Source organism: Streptomyces sp. NPDC053431 (assembly GCF_044544925.1).
Taxonomy (GTDB): Bacteria; Actinomycetota; Actinomycetes; order Streptomycetales; family Streptomycetaceae; genus Streptomyces.
This window is the reverse complement of sequence record NZ_JBITXX010000001.1, coordinates 1,140,380-1,156,419: the sequence shown is the minus strand read 5'-3', so window position 1 is coordinate 1,156,419 and position 16,040 is coordinate 1,140,380. Positions and strand designations below refer to the sequence as shown.

General features: G+C 74.3%; 17 protein-coding genes. 9 read left to right on the top strand and 8 right to left on the bottom strand.

What is annotated here, in order from left to right; genetic code table 11:
- Nucleotides 1-7: 7 nt before the first annotated feature.
- From ACIGXE_RS05125 to ACIGXE_RS05110, 4 genes are all read right to left on the bottom strand, one after another.
- The gene (locus ACIGXE_RS05125) at nucleotides 8-997 is read right to left on the bottom strand and encodes a TolB family protein (protein ID WP_399743187.1); all 990 of its coding nucleotides are present in this window, start codon (nucleotides 995-997) and stop codon (nucleotides 8-10) included.
- Nucleotides 994-2,265, bottom strand: a complete 1,272-nt coding sequence (locus ACIGXE_RS05120; protein ID WP_399743184.1) for an MFS transporter — start codon at nucleotides 2,263-2,265, stop codon at nucleotides 994-996. The genes ACIGXE_RS05125 and ACIGXE_RS05120 overlap by 4 nt, the downstream gene beginning before the upstream one ends.
- On the bottom strand, nucleotides 2,265-3,632 hold the full coding sequence (locus ACIGXE_RS05115) for a discoidin domain-containing protein (RefSeq protein WP_399743182.1): 1,368 nt from the start codon (nucleotides 3,630-3,632) through the stop codon (nucleotides 2,265-2,267). The genes ACIGXE_RS05120 and ACIGXE_RS05115 overlap by 1 nt, the downstream gene beginning before the upstream one ends.
- A 376-nt stretch (nucleotides 3,633-4,008) precedes the next feature.
- The gene (locus ACIGXE_RS05110; protein ID WP_399743179.1) at nucleotides 4,009-4,365 is read right to left on the bottom strand and encodes a cupin domain-containing protein; all 357 of its coding nucleotides are present in this window, start codon (nucleotides 4,363-4,365) and stop codon (nucleotides 4,009-4,011) included.
- A 569-nt stretch (nucleotides 4,366-4,934) separates the two neighbouring features.
- On the opposite strand from ACIGXE_RS05110, the gene ACIGXE_RS05105 reads away from it, so the two are divergent.
- From ACIGXE_RS05105 to ACIGXE_RS05090, 4 genes are read left to right on the top strand one after another with little or no spacing between them, the layout of a single operon-like run.
- Entirely contained in the window at nucleotides 4,935-5,801 is an 867-nt protein-coding gene (locus tag ACIGXE_RS05105; protein ID WP_399743176.1) for a hypothetical protein, read from the top strand.
- On the top strand, nucleotides 5,785-6,993 hold the full coding sequence (locus tag ACIGXE_RS05100) for a hypothetical protein (RefSeq protein ID WP_399743174.1): 1,209 nt from the start codon (nucleotides 5,785-5,787) through the stop codon (nucleotides 6,991-6,993). The genes ACIGXE_RS05105 and ACIGXE_RS05100 overlap by 17 nt, the downstream gene beginning before the upstream one ends.
- A 49-nt stretch (nucleotides 6,994-7,042) precedes the next feature.
- Nucleotides 7,043-7,954 (top strand): pseudouridine-5'-phosphate glycosidase, encoded by a 912-nt coding sequence (locus tag ACIGXE_RS05095; protein WP_399743171.1) that lies wholly within the window; start codon nucleotides 7,043-7,045, stop codon nucleotides 7,952-7,954.
- On the top strand, nucleotides 7,951-8,841 hold the full coding sequence (locus ACIGXE_RS05090) for a carbohydrate kinase family protein (RefSeq protein WP_399743168.1): 891 nt from the start codon (nucleotides 7,951-7,953) through the stop codon (nucleotides 8,839-8,841). Before ACIGXE_RS05095 ends, ACIGXE_RS05090 begins: the two co-directional genes overlap by 4 nt.
- A gap of 27 nt (nucleotides 8,842-8,868) precedes the next feature.
- Here the strand turns inward: ACIGXE_RS05090 and ACIGXE_RS05085 are convergent, their stop codons facing one another.
- A complete protein-coding gene (locus ACIGXE_RS05085) occupies nucleotides 8,869-9,504 on the bottom strand; it encodes a uridine kinase (RefSeq protein ID WP_399743166.1) in 636 nt (211 codons plus the stop codon).
- 61 nt (nucleotides 9,505-9,565) lie between these two features.
- Between ACIGXE_RS05085 and ACIGXE_RS05080 the strand changes: the two genes are divergently transcribed.
- Together ACIGXE_RS05080 and ACIGXE_RS05075 are read left to right on the top strand one after the other, a co-directional pair.
- A complete protein-coding gene (locus ACIGXE_RS05080) occupies nucleotides 9,566-10,330 on the top strand; it encodes an SDR family NAD(P)-dependent oxidoreductase (protein ID WP_399743163.1) in 765 nt (254 codons plus the stop codon).
- 26 nt (nucleotides 10,331-10,356) lie between these two features.
- Entirely contained in the window at nucleotides 10,357-10,779 is a 423-nt protein-coding gene (locus ACIGXE_RS05075) for a MerR family transcriptional regulator (RefSeq protein ID WP_399743159.1), read from the top strand.
- A 109-nt stretch (nucleotides 10,780-10,888) separates the two neighbouring features.
- Here ACIGXE_RS05075 and ACIGXE_RS05070 read toward each other — a convergent pair whose 3' ends face one another.
- Entirely contained in the window at nucleotides 10,889-11,527 is a 639-nt protein-coding gene (locus ACIGXE_RS05070; protein WP_399743156.1) for a winged helix-turn-helix transcriptional regulator, read from the bottom strand.
- 84 nt (nucleotides 11,528-11,611) lie between these two features.
- On the opposite strand from ACIGXE_RS05070, the gene ACIGXE_RS05065 reads away from it, so the two are divergent.
- A complete protein-coding gene (locus tag ACIGXE_RS05065) occupies nucleotides 11,612-12,823 on the top strand; it encodes a pyridoxal phosphate-dependent aminotransferase (RefSeq protein WP_399743153.1) in 1,212 nt (403 codons plus the stop codon).
- Between the two features lie 428 nt (nucleotides 12,824-13,251).
- Here the strand turns inward: ACIGXE_RS05065 and ACIGXE_RS05060 are convergent, their stop codons facing one another.
- Nucleotides 13,252-13,986: a hypothetical protein gene (locus ACIGXE_RS05060; protein ID WP_382483013.1), complete on the bottom strand. Its 735-nt coding sequence runs from the start codon at nucleotides 13,984-13,986 to the stop codon at nucleotides 13,252-13,254.
- 150 nt (nucleotides 13,987-14,136) lie between these two features.
- On the opposite strand from ACIGXE_RS05060, the gene ACIGXE_RS05055 reads away from it, so the two are divergent.
- Together ACIGXE_RS05055 and ACIGXE_RS05050 are read left to right on the top strand one after the other, a co-directional pair.
- A complete protein-coding gene (locus tag ACIGXE_RS05055) occupies nucleotides 14,137-14,307 on the top strand; it encodes a hypothetical protein (protein WP_399743150.1) in 171 nt (56 codons plus the stop codon).
- A 24-nt stretch (nucleotides 14,308-14,331) separates the two neighbouring features.
- Nucleotides 14,332-14,991: a DUF2293 domain-containing protein gene (locus ACIGXE_RS05050; protein ID WP_399743147.1), complete on the top strand. Its 660-nt coding sequence runs from the start codon at nucleotides 14,332-14,334 to the stop codon at nucleotides 14,989-14,991.
- A 54-nt stretch (nucleotides 14,992-15,045) separates the two neighbouring features.
- Here ACIGXE_RS05050 and ACIGXE_RS05045 read toward each other — a convergent pair whose 3' ends face one another.
- The gene (locus ACIGXE_RS05045) at nucleotides 15,046-15,804 is read right to left on the bottom strand and encodes a chaplin (protein ID WP_399743144.1); all 759 of its coding nucleotides are present in this window, start codon (nucleotides 15,802-15,804) and stop codon (nucleotides 15,046-15,048) included.
- Between the last annotated feature and the right edge of the window lie 236 nt (nucleotides 15,805-16,040).

The window sequence follows — 16,040 nt, the reverse complement described above, 5'->3', positions numbered from 1 at the left end:
CGCCCGCTCATCTCGGCACCACCGGGGACGTCGCCCCCGGCGCCACCCGCCGCGGCGCGCCCGTGCCGTCGGCCGGCACGGTCCACACCGCGCCCTCGTACGCGTAGGCGACGGTGTCCGGGCCGGTCCAGGCCGCCTGGTCGTCGACGGAGCGCGCCTCGGCGAGCGGGTGCTCGCGCAGGGTCGCGAGATCGAGGACATGCAGGCGCCAGGGTGCGCGCGGGTCGGTGGAGACCTTCTTCTTGTAGGCGACGCGGGTGCCGTCCGGCGACAGCGACGGGCATTCGACGTTCTCCTTCAGCGCCCGCGCCGACCACTTCCTCAGGTCGCCCTCGACCAGGTAGGTGTGCCCCTGGGTCGCGACGGTGGCGTAGAAGCGGTTGTCGTCGCGGGCGAAGGTGACGCCCCAGTAGTTGACGTCGGGGGCGTGGTGGCGGCGCCCGTCCAGGGTCAGCGGGATCTGCTCGATGCTCTTGATCAGATAGCCGGTGCGCAGGTCGAGGATCGAGGTCCGGGTGGAGAACGCGGAGGTGGCGTAGGAGTCGCCGCTCGCGAAGGTGGTCCAGGCGAGGACGCGGCCGGAGGCGGAGACCCGGGCCCGGTTGGGGATCCCGGGCAGGCTCATCCGACGCACCTCGCGCAGGCTCCGGTCGAGGACGAGCACGTACGAGCGGGCCGGTACCCCGGGCCGCAGCTGGAGGCAGAGCGCGGTGGCCGCGGCGGCGTGGAAGCGGTCGCAGCGGGGCCCGAGCGCCACCCGGTTCCCGGGCGCGCCCGGCTCCTGGCGGGCGACGCGCCCGGTGGCGGTGTCGCGGAACCAGAGCGCCCCCGGGGAGCCGGTGTCGAGGGTGAAGCCGGCGTCGGCCGTCGCGCCGGCGGCGCCGGGGCGGCCCGCGGCGGCGTGCAGCGTGTACCCGGTGGCACCGCCGGCGAGCAGCAGGACACCGAGGACCAGCGCCCACAGGCGGCGCCGGTTCGGGGCGGTCACGGCGGTCATGAGGAGGCCTCCTTCGCAGGGGACGGTGCGGATCCGGAGGGCGGCTCGGCCGGCAGCAGGCGGGCCGCGCCGCACAGGGCCGCCGTGAGTCCGGTGAGGCCGAGGAGGAGCGCGGTCGTCGGCCCCCACAGGGTCCAGGCGGCCCCGAAGCCGGCCGCGGCGCCCACCTTGGCGAGGGCCTGCGCGGTCTGGACGAGCGCGAGCCCGCTCGCCCGTCGCGCGGGCGGCAGGAGCGGTCCGGTGAGCGCCATGAGGACCCCGTCGGTGGCGGCGTAGAACACGCCGAGCAGCAGCGGGACACCGACGAGGAGCAGCGCTCCCGGCACCGGGGCGAGGAGCAGTCCGAGGGCCAGGAGCAGGGCCCCGTGCCCGTACAGGAAGGGGCGGCGCCGACCGACGCGGTCGGCGAGCCGCCCGGCCGGCACGGCGAGCAGCAGGTAGGCGGCGGAGGCACCGAGCGGCAGGAACGGGAACCAGGTGGCGGCCAGTTCGGTCCGCTGCTGCAGCAGCAGGTAGAAGAAGGCGTCGCCGACGGTGGCCGCGCCGAGGAGCGCGGCGCCGAGCACGATCCGGCGTACGCCGGGCAGCCGGAGCGGGGCAGCGAGGTCACGCATGCGGTGGGCGGGGGCGCCCACGGGCTTCCGTCGTCCGCCGGGTACGAGGACGACGAGGAGGAGCACCCCGAGCAGCCCGGTGCAGAAGCTGACGACGAAGACCGCGTCGTACGCGTCGGCGGTGGCCCACAGGAGCGCGAAGGCGGCCAGGGGTCCGAGGAGGGCGCCGGTGGTGTCCATGGCGCGGTGCACGCCGAAGGCGCGGCCGAGGCCGTCGGGCGGGCTCTCGAGGGTGATCAGGGCGTCGCGCGGGGCGGTGCGGATGCCCTTGCCGAGCCGGTCGGCGGCGAGGGCGGCGGCGATCCCGCCGGTCGCGCCGCCGGCGAGGAGCAGGCCCAGCCGGGAGCAGGCGGAGAGCGCGTAGCCGATCCCGGCGACGGCCTTGTGGCGTCCGCCGCGGTCGGCGGCGTGGCCGCCGACGAGCCGCACGAGGGCGGTGGCGCCGGTGAAGAGGCCGTCCAGGAAGCCGAACTGGAGCGGGGTGAGGCCGAGGCCGAGGACCAGGTAGAGCGGCAGGACGGCGGTGACCATCTCGGAGGAGACGTCGGTGACCAGGCTGACCGTGCCGAGGGCGAGGACGGTGGCGGAGACGCGCCGCCGCGCCCCGGAGGGGGCGGGCGACGCGTCCCGGCGACCGGTGGTCGCGAGGTACATCAGTGGCAGGTGTAGGTCGGGCCGGTGTCCTTGACCTGGCCGTCGGTGCCGACGTACTGCCAGGTGTAGGTGGTGTCGGTGAAGTCGAGCTTCAGCACCCCGTACGGGCCGCTGATCCGCTTCTGGCTGTTGGGCTGGACGGTCTCGATGGGGTACGGCTCGGCGCCGCCCATGCCGCCGACGATCTCGACGATGCCGTCGGCGGTGGCCCGGCCGTTCGGGTCCTGCGGGGCGAACCGCTCGTAGTGGTGGTCGTGCCCGTTGAGGACGAGGTCGGCCTTGGCGCCGTAGAGGATCTCCCAGACGGGCTTGGAGACGGGGTCGTTGCCGTGGCCGCCCGAGGAGTAGAGCGGGTGGTGGAAGTAGGCGGCGACGCAGCCCTTGGTGGTGCGGGCGAGGTCGTCCTTGAGCCACTGGATCTGGGCGGCGTCGTCGAAGGAGTTGGAGTCGAGGGCGACGAAGTGCCAGTTGCCCTCGTCGTAGCTGTAGTAGGGCTTCCCCTGCGGGTAGGCGATCGCCCCGAAGTACGACTTGTAGCCGGCGAGCGGACCGGCCGGGTCGTAGGTCTCGTGGTTGCCGGGGACGGGCCGGGTCTTGGCCTTGAAGGCGCCCCAGGTCTTGTCGTAGTAGTTGCGGTAGTCGGACAGCCGGGCGTCGTCGTACTGGTTGTCACCCATCGTCAGATAGAACTTCGGGTTGATCCGCTGGGCCTGCGCGGCCGTCTTGGGGTGGGCGCAGGAACTGCTGGAGGCGGTGCACTGGGCGGCGATGTCACCGGCGGCGACGACGGTGAAGGCGCCGGTGGTGGGCGGCTGGCTGGTGGGCGGCGGGGTGGTGGGCGGTGTGGTGCCGTCGGGCGTCCCGTAGACCTCCATCTCGTAGAGGGAGTATCCGTACGAGGTGCCGCGGGCGGTGCCGTAGACGCGGACGTAGCGTCCCTTGCCGCTGAGTCCGGTCCAGTCGTCCGTGCCGCCGTTGCCGGCGGTCTCGGTGGCGAGCGTGGTCCAGGTGGCGCCGTCGGCGGAGATCTCGACGCGGTAGGCCTTGCCGTAGGCGACCTCCCAGTTGAGGCGGACGCGGGAGACGGCGGCGCTCGCGCCGAGGTCGACCCGGAGCCACTGGGGGTCTGAACCCTCCTCGCTGGCCCAGCGGGTGGACGTGTCGCCGTCGAAGGCCCGGTCGGGGGTGAGCGAGTCGTCCTCGTCGGAGGACGAGGTGGCGGGCTTGCCGCGGGACAGGAGCGGGTCGGCGGCGTCGGCGCGGCCGGTCGCGGCGAGGACGAGGCCGCCGGTGAGGAGCAGGACGGCGGCGAGGAGCAGGGACAGGGTGGTGGTGCGGCGCGGTGGGGCGGAGGCGTTCAGGTGCATACCTGGGACTCCCTTGCCTGAGAGGGGTGAGAGCTGGGCACCGGTGCGGGCAGCGCGGGCCGGCCCCGTCGCGGCGTGTGCCACGGAGCGTGCGCGTGCGTGGCGGCCGGGTCAGAGCTCTCGCTGAGCGCGTCACGCCCGCTCCCCCGGAGAGCGGGAGCGGGCGCCGCGCCAAGCCGCCGCCCGGGATGCTAGCTGACAGGAAAGTTTCCTACCAGACCCTGGACGGCTTCTGAGGCGCCCTTCTTACGCGCCCTGTCACGCGTCTCGTCACGCGTCTCGTTACGCGTGTCGTTACGCGTCTTGTCACGCGCCTTCTTACGCGCCTTCTGACGCCCGTTCGGCGCTCTCGAACTCGCCTCGCCTGAAGCGGGGTTCAGAGGCTGATGTGGTACGCCTTGCGCAGCGTCTCGTGCACGGTCCAGGTGGTGCGGTCGCCCTCGCGCAGCACACAGGCGTCGCCCGGGCCGATCTCCAGGGTCTCGCCGCCCTCGACCGCGACCGTGGCGCGGCCGCTGACGACGACGAAGAGCTCGTTCGCCTCGGTGTCGGTGACCACGCCGGGGGTGATCTGCCAGATGCCGCGGATCTGCTTGCCGTCCGCCGACTCCCACAGGACCTTGCCGGTCACCTCGGGGGTGCCGGAGACGATCTGGCCGGGGTCGAGCGGCTCGGGCTCGAGGGCGGCGTCGGGGATGTGGACGGCGAACGAGGGCTGCGCGTGAGTGGTCATGGGCGGTGACTGTAGCGGGCCTTCGGGGGCCGCGTACGGGGTGGGACCCGGTCGGTCGAGGAGCTCCCTTCGCCGCTGCGACCAGGCACTTCTCCGGTCCGCTCGGCGCGACGGAATCCGCAGCGGGGGTTTGCCGCGGGACCGCGCCGGAAGCGGGGGTCCGGCGGTGCGGAACCGCGTTCCGCGGCACCGATTCCGCAGGGGTCCGCCCGGCCGAGCGGGGAGGCGCGTTCGGCCGTACGGGCGAGATCGGGTCCCCCGAGGCGCCGAAAACCGCTCCCCGCGCGGGCGTCGCCCGCACACGTCGCCGCTGGTCGGGGGCAGCGCCTTTGGTGGGCCCAATGTTGGTCGGGGGGATCCCGTCGCGTCCGCTGACAGGCGTGCCACGGAGGCGTCACACTCCCCGCAAGTTCCCCCACCGGGACGCGCGTCCGCGCCGTCCCCCGGCGACCTCCACCTGCGACCCCTTCCGTTCCCGCTCTCCGCTCCCCGTCTCCGCTCCCCCCCTCCCCGTCCTCTTTTCTCCGTCCCCTTTCCTCCCCTCCCCCCACCCCGGACAGGAGTGTGCGATGCCCCCCACTCGACTCCGTGCCGCCGTGCTCGGCGCCGCGGCCCTGCTGACCGCCGCCATGGCCGCGCCCGTCGCCGCGGCCGCCCCAACCGCCCCCGCCGCCCCGGCGCACGCGGCCGGCGCCGAACCCGCGCCGGGCGCCTGGTACAAGGCCGTCCACGACACCCTCGGGCCGCAGCGCCTGACGCGGGCCCAGCGCAGCGTCTCCGCCGCCAAGCAGATCGACGCGGAGAGAACGTACGAGCGGACGTTCCCGCTCGGCACCCCGGAGGCCCTCACCGGCTACAAGCTCTCCGGCGCGATCCACCAGTCGCAGCAGACCTCCTACTGGTGCGGCCCGGCCACCCTGGTGATCGCCCAGTCCGCCCACGACGAGGTCGGCGGCCGCTCGCAGCAGGAGGCGGCGACCCTGCTGAGAACGAACTCGAGCGGCACCGCCTGGTACGGCATCGACATCAACGTGCCCGACCCGACCGGCTACCCGATGGCGGACGCCCTCAACTACCGCCTGCCCGGCGCCGGTTACGTGCCGCACGCGCTGCCCTACACCCCGACCGCCACCGACAAGGCGACCTTCAAGCAGCACATCACGCACAACACCGACAACGACTACGCGATCGCGGGCAACGCCTGGGAGGTGCCGGGAGGTCCGCACCTCGTGGGTCACCCCAACATCGAGATCTTCCACTGGGTCGCGATCGACGGCTACAACACCGACACGGCGGCCGGGCAGGTCAACTACCTCGACCCGGTCGGCGGGGTCAGCACCAGCGTCATCTCGTGGGCCGGGTCGGTGCCGAAGTCGGCGCACATCTCGTCCGACACGATCACCACCATCATGGGCGGCCGTGGCTACGTCTGGTAGCCGACGGCTCCGCGCGGCGCTGTGCCTTCCGGTCCCGCTCCTGACGGGCGCCCTGCTGCTGGCGGGGTGCTCGGCCGGCGGGGCCGGGAGGCCGCCCGCCCCCACCGGTCCGCCCGCCCCCACCGGTCCACCCGCCCCCACCGGTCCACCCGCCACGGCCGGTTCGCCCGCGCGGGCGGCGGCCTGCGAGGTGGCGACTCCGGCTGCCTGGCGCACCGCCTTCGCGGCGGGCGCGTACCGCCCGCCGGCCGGGGAGCGGGCGGTACTCACGGAGGCGGGCCCGGGCTGGACGGCGCTCCAGCTGACCGGTGCGGGCGGCCCCACCGGCTCCGGCGGGCGCCGTGCCGTCCTGGTCCGCCGCGGCGAACGGGCAGCACACACGCTGCTCCGGTTCGCCGATCCCGTCGAACACCAGCTGCTCGCCGCCGACTTCGACGGGCGCCGCTGGGCCGCCTTCGCCGTCCTGGAGGGCCGGACCCTCGACAGCCCGTGGAGCCTGTACGTGGCGGACCTGGCCACCGGGACGACCCGGCGGCTCGCCCGCGCCGACCGGCCGGGTCCGCTCCCCCGCCCGGTCGTCCACGACGGCACCGTGGTGTGGGCGCAGGGCACCGGCGCCGGGAAGGCCACGGTCTTCGCCGCCCCGGCCGCCGGCGGGCACGCGCGCGCGTGGCACACGGGAGTGTTCGACACGCCGTTCGCGGCGGGCGGCCTCCTGGTGTGGCGCGAGGCCGACGGAGAGCACACCCGGCCGGCGGCCGTCTCCCTCCGGGACGGCCGCCCGGCCGCGCCACCGCCGCCGGTCGCCGCCCTGCGTGACGTCCGCGCCCTCGTCTCCGACGGCACGACCTGGGCGTGGGTGGCGGGCGAGGCGGAGCCACGGCTGATGGTGTGGCGGACGGGCGAGGCCCGGCCCTCGGCCGCCGTGACCGGTTCCCCCGCCGTGGACGGTATGGACCAGCTGCGGATCGCCGGACGGCTCGTCACCTGGCGCACCCCCGAGACCTCGTACGCCCTCGATCTCGCCTCGGGCGCGTACACGAGGATCACCCCGGCGTACGGCTACGCGGCGGCCGGCGGGAACGCGCTGGCCGTCGCGTACAGCGTCGGGAACGCCAAGACGGCCGGTGCCCGGGCGGTGATCCAGGTGGTGGACGCGGGCCGGCTGCCCCCGCTGCCGCGCTGTGGCTGATGTGCGCCGGTGAGGTTTGCGGGGCGGGCGGGCGCGCCAGAGATCCACCATGCCCACACAGGTGTCCGAAGAGGTACGGGAGGCGCTCCACGAGGGGCGCCCCGTCGTCGCGCTCGAATCGACGATCATCGCCCACGGTCTGCCGCGTCCGCGCAATCTGACGGTAGCCCGCGAGCTGGAGGCCCTGGTGCGGGAGGGCGGGGCCGTGCCCGCGACCGTCGCGGTGCTCGACGGGGTGGCCCGGATCGGCCTGGACGAGGCCGGTCTGACCCGGATCGCCGAGGACCCGTCGGTGCGCAAGCTCGGCCATCGCGATCTGGCGCCGGCGCTCGCGACCGGGACGACGGGGGCCACCACGGTCTCGGCGACGGCCTGGCTCGCCGACTCCGCGGGCATACGGGTCTTCGCGACCGGCGGCCTCGGCGGGGTGCACCGCGAGTGGGCGGAGACCCAGGACGAGTCCGCCGATCTGCGTCTCCTCGCCCAGGTCGGGATCACGGTGGTGTGCGCGGGGGTGAAGTCGATCCTCGACGTGCCGGCCACCCTCCAGCGGCTGGAGACCCTGGGGGTGACGGTCGTCGGCTACGGGACGGACCGGTTCCCCGGCTTCTACCTCGCCTCCTCCGGCGAGCCCGTCGACTGGACCGTACGGTCCCCCGAGGACGTGGCCCGCGTGATGCGCGCCCGGGACGAGCTGGGCGGGCCGCGCGCGGCGCTGGTCGTCGGCAATCCCGTCCCGGCCGAGCGGCAGCTCGACCCGGCGCTCCACGACCGGGTGCTCGCGGCGGGTCTCGCGGAGGCGCGCGCGAAGGGGATCACGGGGCAGGCCGTGACACCGTTCCTGCTGGAGTACCTGACGGTGCACACCCAAGGGGCGTCCCTGGAGGCGAACCTGGCGGCGGTGCGGGGCAACGTGCGGCTCGCGGCCCTCGTCGCGGCGGCCGACCGCGGCAGGCCGTGACCGGTCGCGGCGCGCTCCTGGTCGTCGGGGACGTCGTCACCGACATCGTGGCCCGGCACCGCACGCCGCTCGCGCCCGCGACCGACACGGCGGCGGAGATCCGGACGCTGCCGGGCGGCGCCGGGGCGAACGTGGCCTGCTGGGCGGCGCGTTCGGGCTGCGCGGACGTCCGGCTGCTGGCCCGCGTGGGCACCGACTCCTTGTCCTGGCACGACCGGGCGCTGCGCCGGGCGGGCGTACGGCCGACGCTCGTCCCGGATCCGGACGCGCCCACCGCGTCGGTGATCGCGCTGGTCGGCGCGGACGCGGAGCGCACGTTCCTGACGGACAGCGGGGCGGCGCTGCGGCTCGCGCCCGGTGACTGGACGCCGGCGCTGCTCGACGGGGTCGCCCGGGTGCATCTGTCCGGCTATCTGTTCTTCGCCGCGCCGAGCCGCGAGACGGCCGCGCGGGTGCTGCGCGACGCGGGCGCGGCGGGCGTCCCGGTGAGCGTGGACCCGGCCTCCGCGGGCTTCCTCGCGGACCTGGGCGCGGCGCCGTTCCTGGCCGCGGTGGACGGCGCGGAGTGTCTCCTGCCGAACGCCGACGAGGCCCGCTTCCTGACCGGCCTTCCGGACCCCGCCGCGGCCGCGGCGGCCCTCAGCCGGCGCTTCCCGGTGGTCGCGGTCACCCTGGGCGCGGCGGGCGCCGTCCTCGCCGCCGACGGCCAGGTGACGGCCCGCGTGACCGCCCCGCCGGCCCGCCCGGTGGACTCCACGGGCGCGGGCGACGCCTTCACGGGCGCCTTCCTGGCCGCCCGGGTCACGGGCGCGGACCCAATCCGCGCGGCCGAGTCGGGCTGCCGGGCGGGGGCACGTGCGGTGACGCGGGTGGGCGGGCGGCCTTAGGACTGACCAGACTTCGGACTTACTCGCCTAGTCCCGGAAGCCGGTCCAGGCCGGGCGCCTGGGGTCGTCCGCGCGGATGACGGCGTCGGCCGTGTCGGCGGGGCCGACCTCCTGCTCGTAGCGCCTGAAGGCGGGCAGGGTCCAGGGCTGGTCGGTGCGGCGGGCGAGTGCGCCGGGTGAGAGGCGCAGGTGCAGCTTCAGGTCGAAGGGGTACCAGTGGCCCAGCAGGAACGGGCCGTGGACGACGAGGACTCCGCCGGGCGGCAGCGGCACCGCGGGACTGCGGGTGGCGCGGTCGGTGACGGGGTTCCACAGGTCGGGCAGCACCTTCCCGCTGCCGCCCGGCTCCAGCGGGCCGAACACCTCCCGCCACATCGCGCCGGTGTCGTACCAGTCGGTGTAGTACGCGTCGGGGTCCTGCTTGCCGTGCTCGAAGCGCAGCGAGGCCGGCCGCAGGAATCCGCCGGTCGCGACCACGAGCACGGACCGTCCGCGCAGCCGCAGCGCGTCGGCGATCCGGTCGGCGAACTCCGCGCCCGGCGCGGCCGGTGCGCCGTCGACGCCCACCTTGAGCCAGTCGCTGCCGTCGCCGGGCGCGGCCCGGTCGACCCGTTCGGTCACGGCCTCGGTGAGACGCTCCCAGCTGATCGCTTCGAGTCGCATCCGTCCATCCTGCCGCACGGGCTTGACCTTGCCACTGGCGGCAGGGTTCGAGGATCACCGCATGGACAGCACCACGCAGCAGCGGAGCACCGGTCGTGTCGTCGTCGTCACCGGTGCCGGCACCGGGATCGGCCGGGCGACGGCCGTGGCCTTCGCGCGCCAGGGGGCGACGGTGGTCGCCGTGGGGCGCAGGCCGGGGCCGCTCGACGAGACGGCGGCGGAGAGTCCGGGGGTCCGGCCGCTGGTCGCGGACATCACGGCGCCGGGCGCGCCGGAGGAGATCGTGCGCACGGCGGTCGACGGGTACGGACGGCTCGACGTGCTCGTGAACAACGCGGGCGTCGCGGGCGGCGGTCCGCTCGGCACGCTGGCCCGTGAGGTGATCGGCCCGCTCCTGGAGACGAATCTCGTGGCCCCGGTCCTGCTCACGCAGGCGGCCGTGCCGGCTCTCGAGGCCTCCCGGGGCGTCGTGGTCAACGTGACCACGACGGTCGGGCAGCGCGGCTGGCCCGGCAACTCCGTCTATCCGGCGACGAAGAGCGCGCTGGAGACGCTGACCCGCTGCTGGTCCGTGGAGCTCGCGCCGCGCGGGGTGCGGGTGGTGGCGGTCGCGCCGGGTGCGATCGAGACGCCGATCGCCGACCACATGGGGCTCGATGCGGAGCAGCGGAAGGCGGTACGGGCGTGGCAACTGGCGCACATCCCGCTGGGGCGGATCGGCCGCCCGGAGGAGGTGGCCTGGGCGATCACCGCGCTGGCCGCGCCGGACGCGGGATATCTGACGGGCACGGTGCTGCCCGTCGACGGAGGCGCCCTGGTGTCGTGATACGACTGCGCGGGGAGGTGGGGGCCTTGCGCATCGGTGAACTGGCCCGGCAGACGGGGACGACGGCACGGGCGCTGCGCCATTACGAGCAGGCGGGGCTGATCTCCTCGACGCGCGCGGACAACGGGTACCGGGTGTACGACGAGGGTGCCGTGGTGCGGGTGTCCAACATCCGTCATTTCCTGGACGCGGGCCTGACGCTGGACGACGTGGCCGTGTTCGCCGCCTGCCTCGACGGGAACGTGCCGGCGGCGCCGCCCTCGGCCCGGGGCCTGGAGATCGCCCGCGAGCGGCTCGCGGTGCTCGACGCGCGGATCGCCGCGCAGACGGAGGCCAGGGACCGGCTCGCCGCCGCCCTGGCCTCCGCCGCGGAGGGCCGACCGGTGGGCGTCGCGCGGCGCGCGGCCGGCTCCTCGACGGACGACGGCACGCCCCGGGTCAGCGGGTAGGGGCGGGAGCGCCCGAGGGGCTCGCCGCTTCGGGGCCGCGCTCGGGGAAACGGGGCGCGCCCCGGCGCTCCCGGGGTCGCGGCCGGGAAGGGCGGCCGAGGGCCTTCGCTCAGGAGCTTCGGGCCGGCTCCTCCAGGACGGCGCGGCCCGCCTCGACCGCCTCCGCCAGGGTCAGCTGCCCGCCGGCGAGCGCCCGGCAGGTCGCCACGTCGGTCCGCAGCCGCACGTCGGCGTCGTCGGCCGGGCCCTCCCCGTACGTCAGCTGACCGCCGTCCCCGGTCCGTACGTGGAACTCCCCTTCGTCCAGGGTGATTCCGACGACCCGGGCGCCGAGTCCCTCCAGGGCGGAGAGAAGCGGGATGGCGAACCAGTGCGCGCGGACGGCGTCGGTCGGCCGGGGTTCGTCGAGGGCGGGCGCGCCCCAGGCGGCGAGCGCGCGCAGGACGGGCAGCAGCGCCCGGCCGCGCTCGGTCAGCTCGTACACGTACGCGGAGACGGGCGGCGGCAGCCGTCGGCGGGTGACGAGTTCGGCGCCTTCCATGTCCTTGAGGCGGCCCGCGAGCATGTCGGTGCTGACGCCCGGGAGATCGGCGTGCAGATCGGTGTAGCGGCGTGGTCCGGCGAGGAGTTCACGGACGATCAGCAGGGTCCACCGGTCCCCGACGGCGTCGAGGGCGCGCGCTGCGGCGCAGTACTGGTCGTAGCTCCGGCGGCGGGACGGACGCGCCTGGCGTGACTGAGGTGGCATGCGACGCAGTCTAGACATGTTGTTGGACTTTCCAAGCTCGAACTTGGTAAAACCAAGCAACAACACTTCTGGGGAGGTCGGCGCATGGAGTTCCGGCAGTCGAGCAAGCTGAGCGAGGTCTGCTACGAGATCCGCGGCCCGGTCATCGAACACGCCAACGCCCTGGAGGAGGCGGGCCACAGCGTGCTGCGCCTCAACACCGGCAACCCCGCGCTCTTCGGCTTCGAGGCGCCCGAGGAGATCGTCCAGGACATGATCCGGATGCTGCCCAGGGCGCACGGCTACACCGACTCGCGTGGCATCCTCTCCGCCCGCCGCGCCGTCGCCCAGCGCTACCAGTCGATGGGCCTGACGGACGTGGACGTCGACGACGTCTACCTGGGCAACGGTGTCTCCGAGCTCATCTCCATGGCGACCCAGGCGCTCCTGGAGGACGGCGACGAGGTCCTGATCCCGGCCCCGGACTACCCGCTGTGGACCGCCGTCACGACCCTCGCCGGCGGCAAGCCGGTGCACTACCTGTGCGACGAGTCCGCCGACTGGTACCCGGACCTCGACGACATGGCGTCGAAGATCACCGACCGCACCCGGGCCGTCGTCGTCATCAACCCCAACAACCCCACCGGGGCGGTCTATCCGAAGGAGATCGTCGAGGGCATCCTCGACCTCGCCCGCCGCCACGGCCTGATGGTCTTCGCCGACGAGATCTACGACCAGATCGTCTACGACGAGGCCGTGCACTACCCGACCGCCTCCCTCGCCCCCGACCTCGTCGTGCTCACCTTCGGCGGCCTCTCCAAGACCTACCGGGTGGCCGGCTTCCGCTCGGGCTGGCTGGTGGTCACCGGCCCCCAGGAGCACGCCAAGAGCTATCTGGAGGGCCTGACGATGCTGGCCTCCATGCGTCTGTGCCCCAACGCGCCCGCCCAGTACGCCATCCAGGCCGCGCTCGGCGGCCGGCAGTCCATCCACGAGCTCACCGCTCCCGGCGGCCGGCTGCGCGAACAGCGCGACCGGGCCTGGGAGAAGCTCAACGAGATCCCCGGCGTCACCTGCGTCAAGCCGAAGGGCGCGCTCTACGCCTTCCCGCGCCTCGACCCCGCCGTGCACCGGATCCACGACGACGAGAAGTTCGTCCTCGACCTGCTGCTGCGGGAGAAGATCCAGGTCGTCCAGGGCACCGGCTTCAACTGGCCGCGCCCGGACCACTTCCGCATCCTGACCCTGCCGTACGCGGACGACCTCGACGCCGCGATCAGCCGCATCGGACGCTTCCTGAGCAGCTACCGCCAGTAGCGGGGCCGTTCCTCCGCCGGAAACGGCGGCGGGTCCGAGGGCGTAGCCTGCCCCCGGACCCTGTCGATGCCGCTCCTCTTCACACGCCGGCGCACTTGAGGACCCGGGTCAGTCGTCATTGCGTCGCGTCCTGCCGTTGGACCACCGCCGATCGAAGCTCGGCGGACCAGATTCGAACTGGCATTTCGACGCACCAGGGCCCGGGCCCGGTCGATCCGGCGATGAGCGGCGCATGCTGAGTCTGGAGCAATAGTCTGAGATTGATCGCGGTCTGCCTCTGCCTGCTTGGGCTATCCCGGCATGGACGAAGAGCGCCGGGAGGAGGACTCGAACCTCCACTGGAACCGCGGATTTCACGACAAGGCTCAGCTTCAGCTTTGCGCTCCTCGCGCACCCCGGCCGCGCTCGCGGCCGGGGAGTTCATGGGGCTATCCGAAAAGGTAGCCGAAGACGGCGTCGCCGACCCGCTGGTCGGTGACCTCGCTGCCGTTCGCCTCCTCGCGGGCGAACTTCACCGCCTGCTGGAGCTTCTCGACCCGCTCGGTCAGCTCGTTCACCCGCCGGGCGGGCAGCGCGCCGGAGAACTTCACGGTCGTCCAGTACCCGACCGGCACGTCCTCGTAGTACACCTCGACCTGCGCCGGGTGCTTCTCGGTCGCCTCCGCCTTGACGTGGTTGCGCGGCACCTTCTTCGTACGGACCGTGCGGACCGGCTCGGTCTTCCACGCGTCCGTCGACGGGTCCTGCGTCCACGACTCGGCGGCGTCGAGCACCGGCAGCTTGCGGACGAAGGTGAGGATGTCCGTCAGCTGCTTCTCCAGGAAGAGCAGATACGCGACCGGCACGTCGCTCACCAGGACCCGGCCGTCGACGGTGATGTCGGCGCGGGCCTCGCAGTTCGCCCAGTCCTTGGTGGCGGTGACGTCGAAGAGGCGGGTCAGCGTCCGCGCGGTGTCGCGCAGCACGTCCTCGGCCTTCACCTGCACCAGCGTCGACTCGGGCGGCAGCTGCTCGCCCTCCTCGTCCTTCGGCTGGTAGGTACGCGAGATGCCGGCCAGCAGGGCGGGCTTCTGCAGTCCGTGGTGGGCGGTGGTCAGGTCCTGATGCGCCCGGGACTTGACGCCTTTCTCTACTGCGATGATCTGATTGAGTTTCGTTGCCACGGGACCGACCCTAGAGGTCGGCACCCCGCGAATCGAACTGTTTTTCCTGCCGGTTGAGAAGGCCAGCACGAGCCGGGCTCCGAGGACGCGGAGGCCTCCCGGCACGCGTCGTACCGGCAGCGCACCGCCGCCCGCCAGGCCCTCTTCCGGGTGCAGCTCGGCTGCGAGGACCCGCGCGCCCGCCGGCTCGCCGAGACCGCCTTCGAGACGACCCACCGCATGCACGAGGCGACGGACGACGCCGACCGGTTGCGGCGCTCGGACGAGGCGAAGGAGGCCCTGGCCCGGTTCGTCGAGGCCGCCGCGCCGGGCGTGCGCTGAGGCGCGCACGGGTAGAACCGGTCCGTGGATCTCGTCGCCCCGGTCGTGGTCGAACCGCTCAGACGACGCCGCTGCTCGGAGTGCCACCAGGGGCCGCTGGAGCGGATGATCGTCGAGTTCAACGCGCCCGTCTGTCTGGACTGCGCGGACCTGGGTCATCTCGTCTTCCTGCGCCGCGGTGACACCGCCCTGACCCGCCGCGCCCGCGAGGGCAGCGCGCTGTGGGCGGTGGTCGTCCGGCACAACCGGCGCCGGACCCGGTACGAGCGCCAGGGCCTGCTCGTCGAGGAGCCGGCGCTGGTCCGGGCGGAGGCGGCCTGCCTCGCGGACGCCGAGGCCCGGGCCCGCCGCCGGGCGCGGGACGCGGCGCGCCGGGCCGAACGGGACGCGGAGATCACCGCGGCCCTGGAGGAGGAGATCCTGCGGCTCTTCCCGGGCTGCCCGGCCGAGCGGGCGGTACGGATCGCCGCGCACGCCTCGGCCAAGGGCAGCGGGCGGGTGGGGCGCACGGCCGCCGGCCGGGCACTGGACCGGAGTGCGGTCACGGCCGCGGTGCGGGCCGCCGTGCGCCATGTGGACACCGACTACGACACGTTGCTGATGACCGGGGTGCCGCGGCACCAGGCCCGCGCGAGGGTCGCTCCCACCATAGAGGCGGTGCTGCGCACCTGGCGGGCGGACTGAGGCGCGTGCGGCGCCGTCACGTCCACGGGTGTCGTGTCGTCGCGTCCGCGCGGGTCAGGCCTCGCCGCCCGCGCGGCGGGCCCGGCGGTAGAGCAGCGCGCCACCGAGGAGGAGCGCGGCACCGGCCGGGGCGGCGAAGCCGACGGCGTCGGAGCCGGTGCTGGCGAGCGAGACCGAGCTGGACTGCGGGGCCGGCCGGGGCGCCTGCTCGGCGCTGGGGGCGGGCGGCAGATGGCGCACCGGGGTCTGCGGGCGCGGGGTCGGCGTCTCGGGGTGCTCGCACTCCTCCTCGGACTCGTTGACCGAGGTGTTGCCGATGGCCGGGTTGCCGATGCCGACGACGTTGACCGAGTTCCCGCTGACGTTCACGGGGAGGTCGATCGGCAGCTGGAGGCCGTTGCCGGAGAGCACGCCCGGGGAACCCGCGGTGTGGCCCTCGGCGGTGGCGCCGCCGCCGTTCGAGGATCCGCCGCCGTGCGCGCCGCTGCCGGAGGAACCGCCGCGCGGGGTGCCCGGCAGGTCCTTGTGGGTCGGGCCGCTGTCCTCGGAGCCGTGACCGTCGGTCCCGGCCGAGCGGTTGGCACAGCTGTTCCCGGCCGCCGGATTGAGCAGCCCCACGACGTTGACGGTGTTGCCGCAGACGTTCACGGGCACGTGCACCGGCAGCTGAACCGTGTTGCCGGAGCCGACCCCCGGCGAACCGACCGCGGCGCCCTGCGCCACGGAGTCGGCGTGGGCCGCGCCCGCCGAGAGCGCCAGCGCGCCACCGCTGACCAACAGTGTGGCCAGACCACTTCGGCGAATGTGCCTCATGGCTTCCTGCCTTCCGGATGTCTTCACGGGCACTCGCCCGTACCCGAAACAACGCCTTTCGCGAGGCGGCCGGATCCGACCGTCGGCGTGTTTCACTCCATCGAGGGAGGGCGTCGGCGCGGATCATGTCCCGACGTGGGGCGTTCACCGTGGGCCACCGCGGCGGGCGAGGGGCGAGGTGACGGGCGGCGGCCGTGCCCGCGAGCGAGCGAACGGGCCGCTGCGGGAAGGCCGAC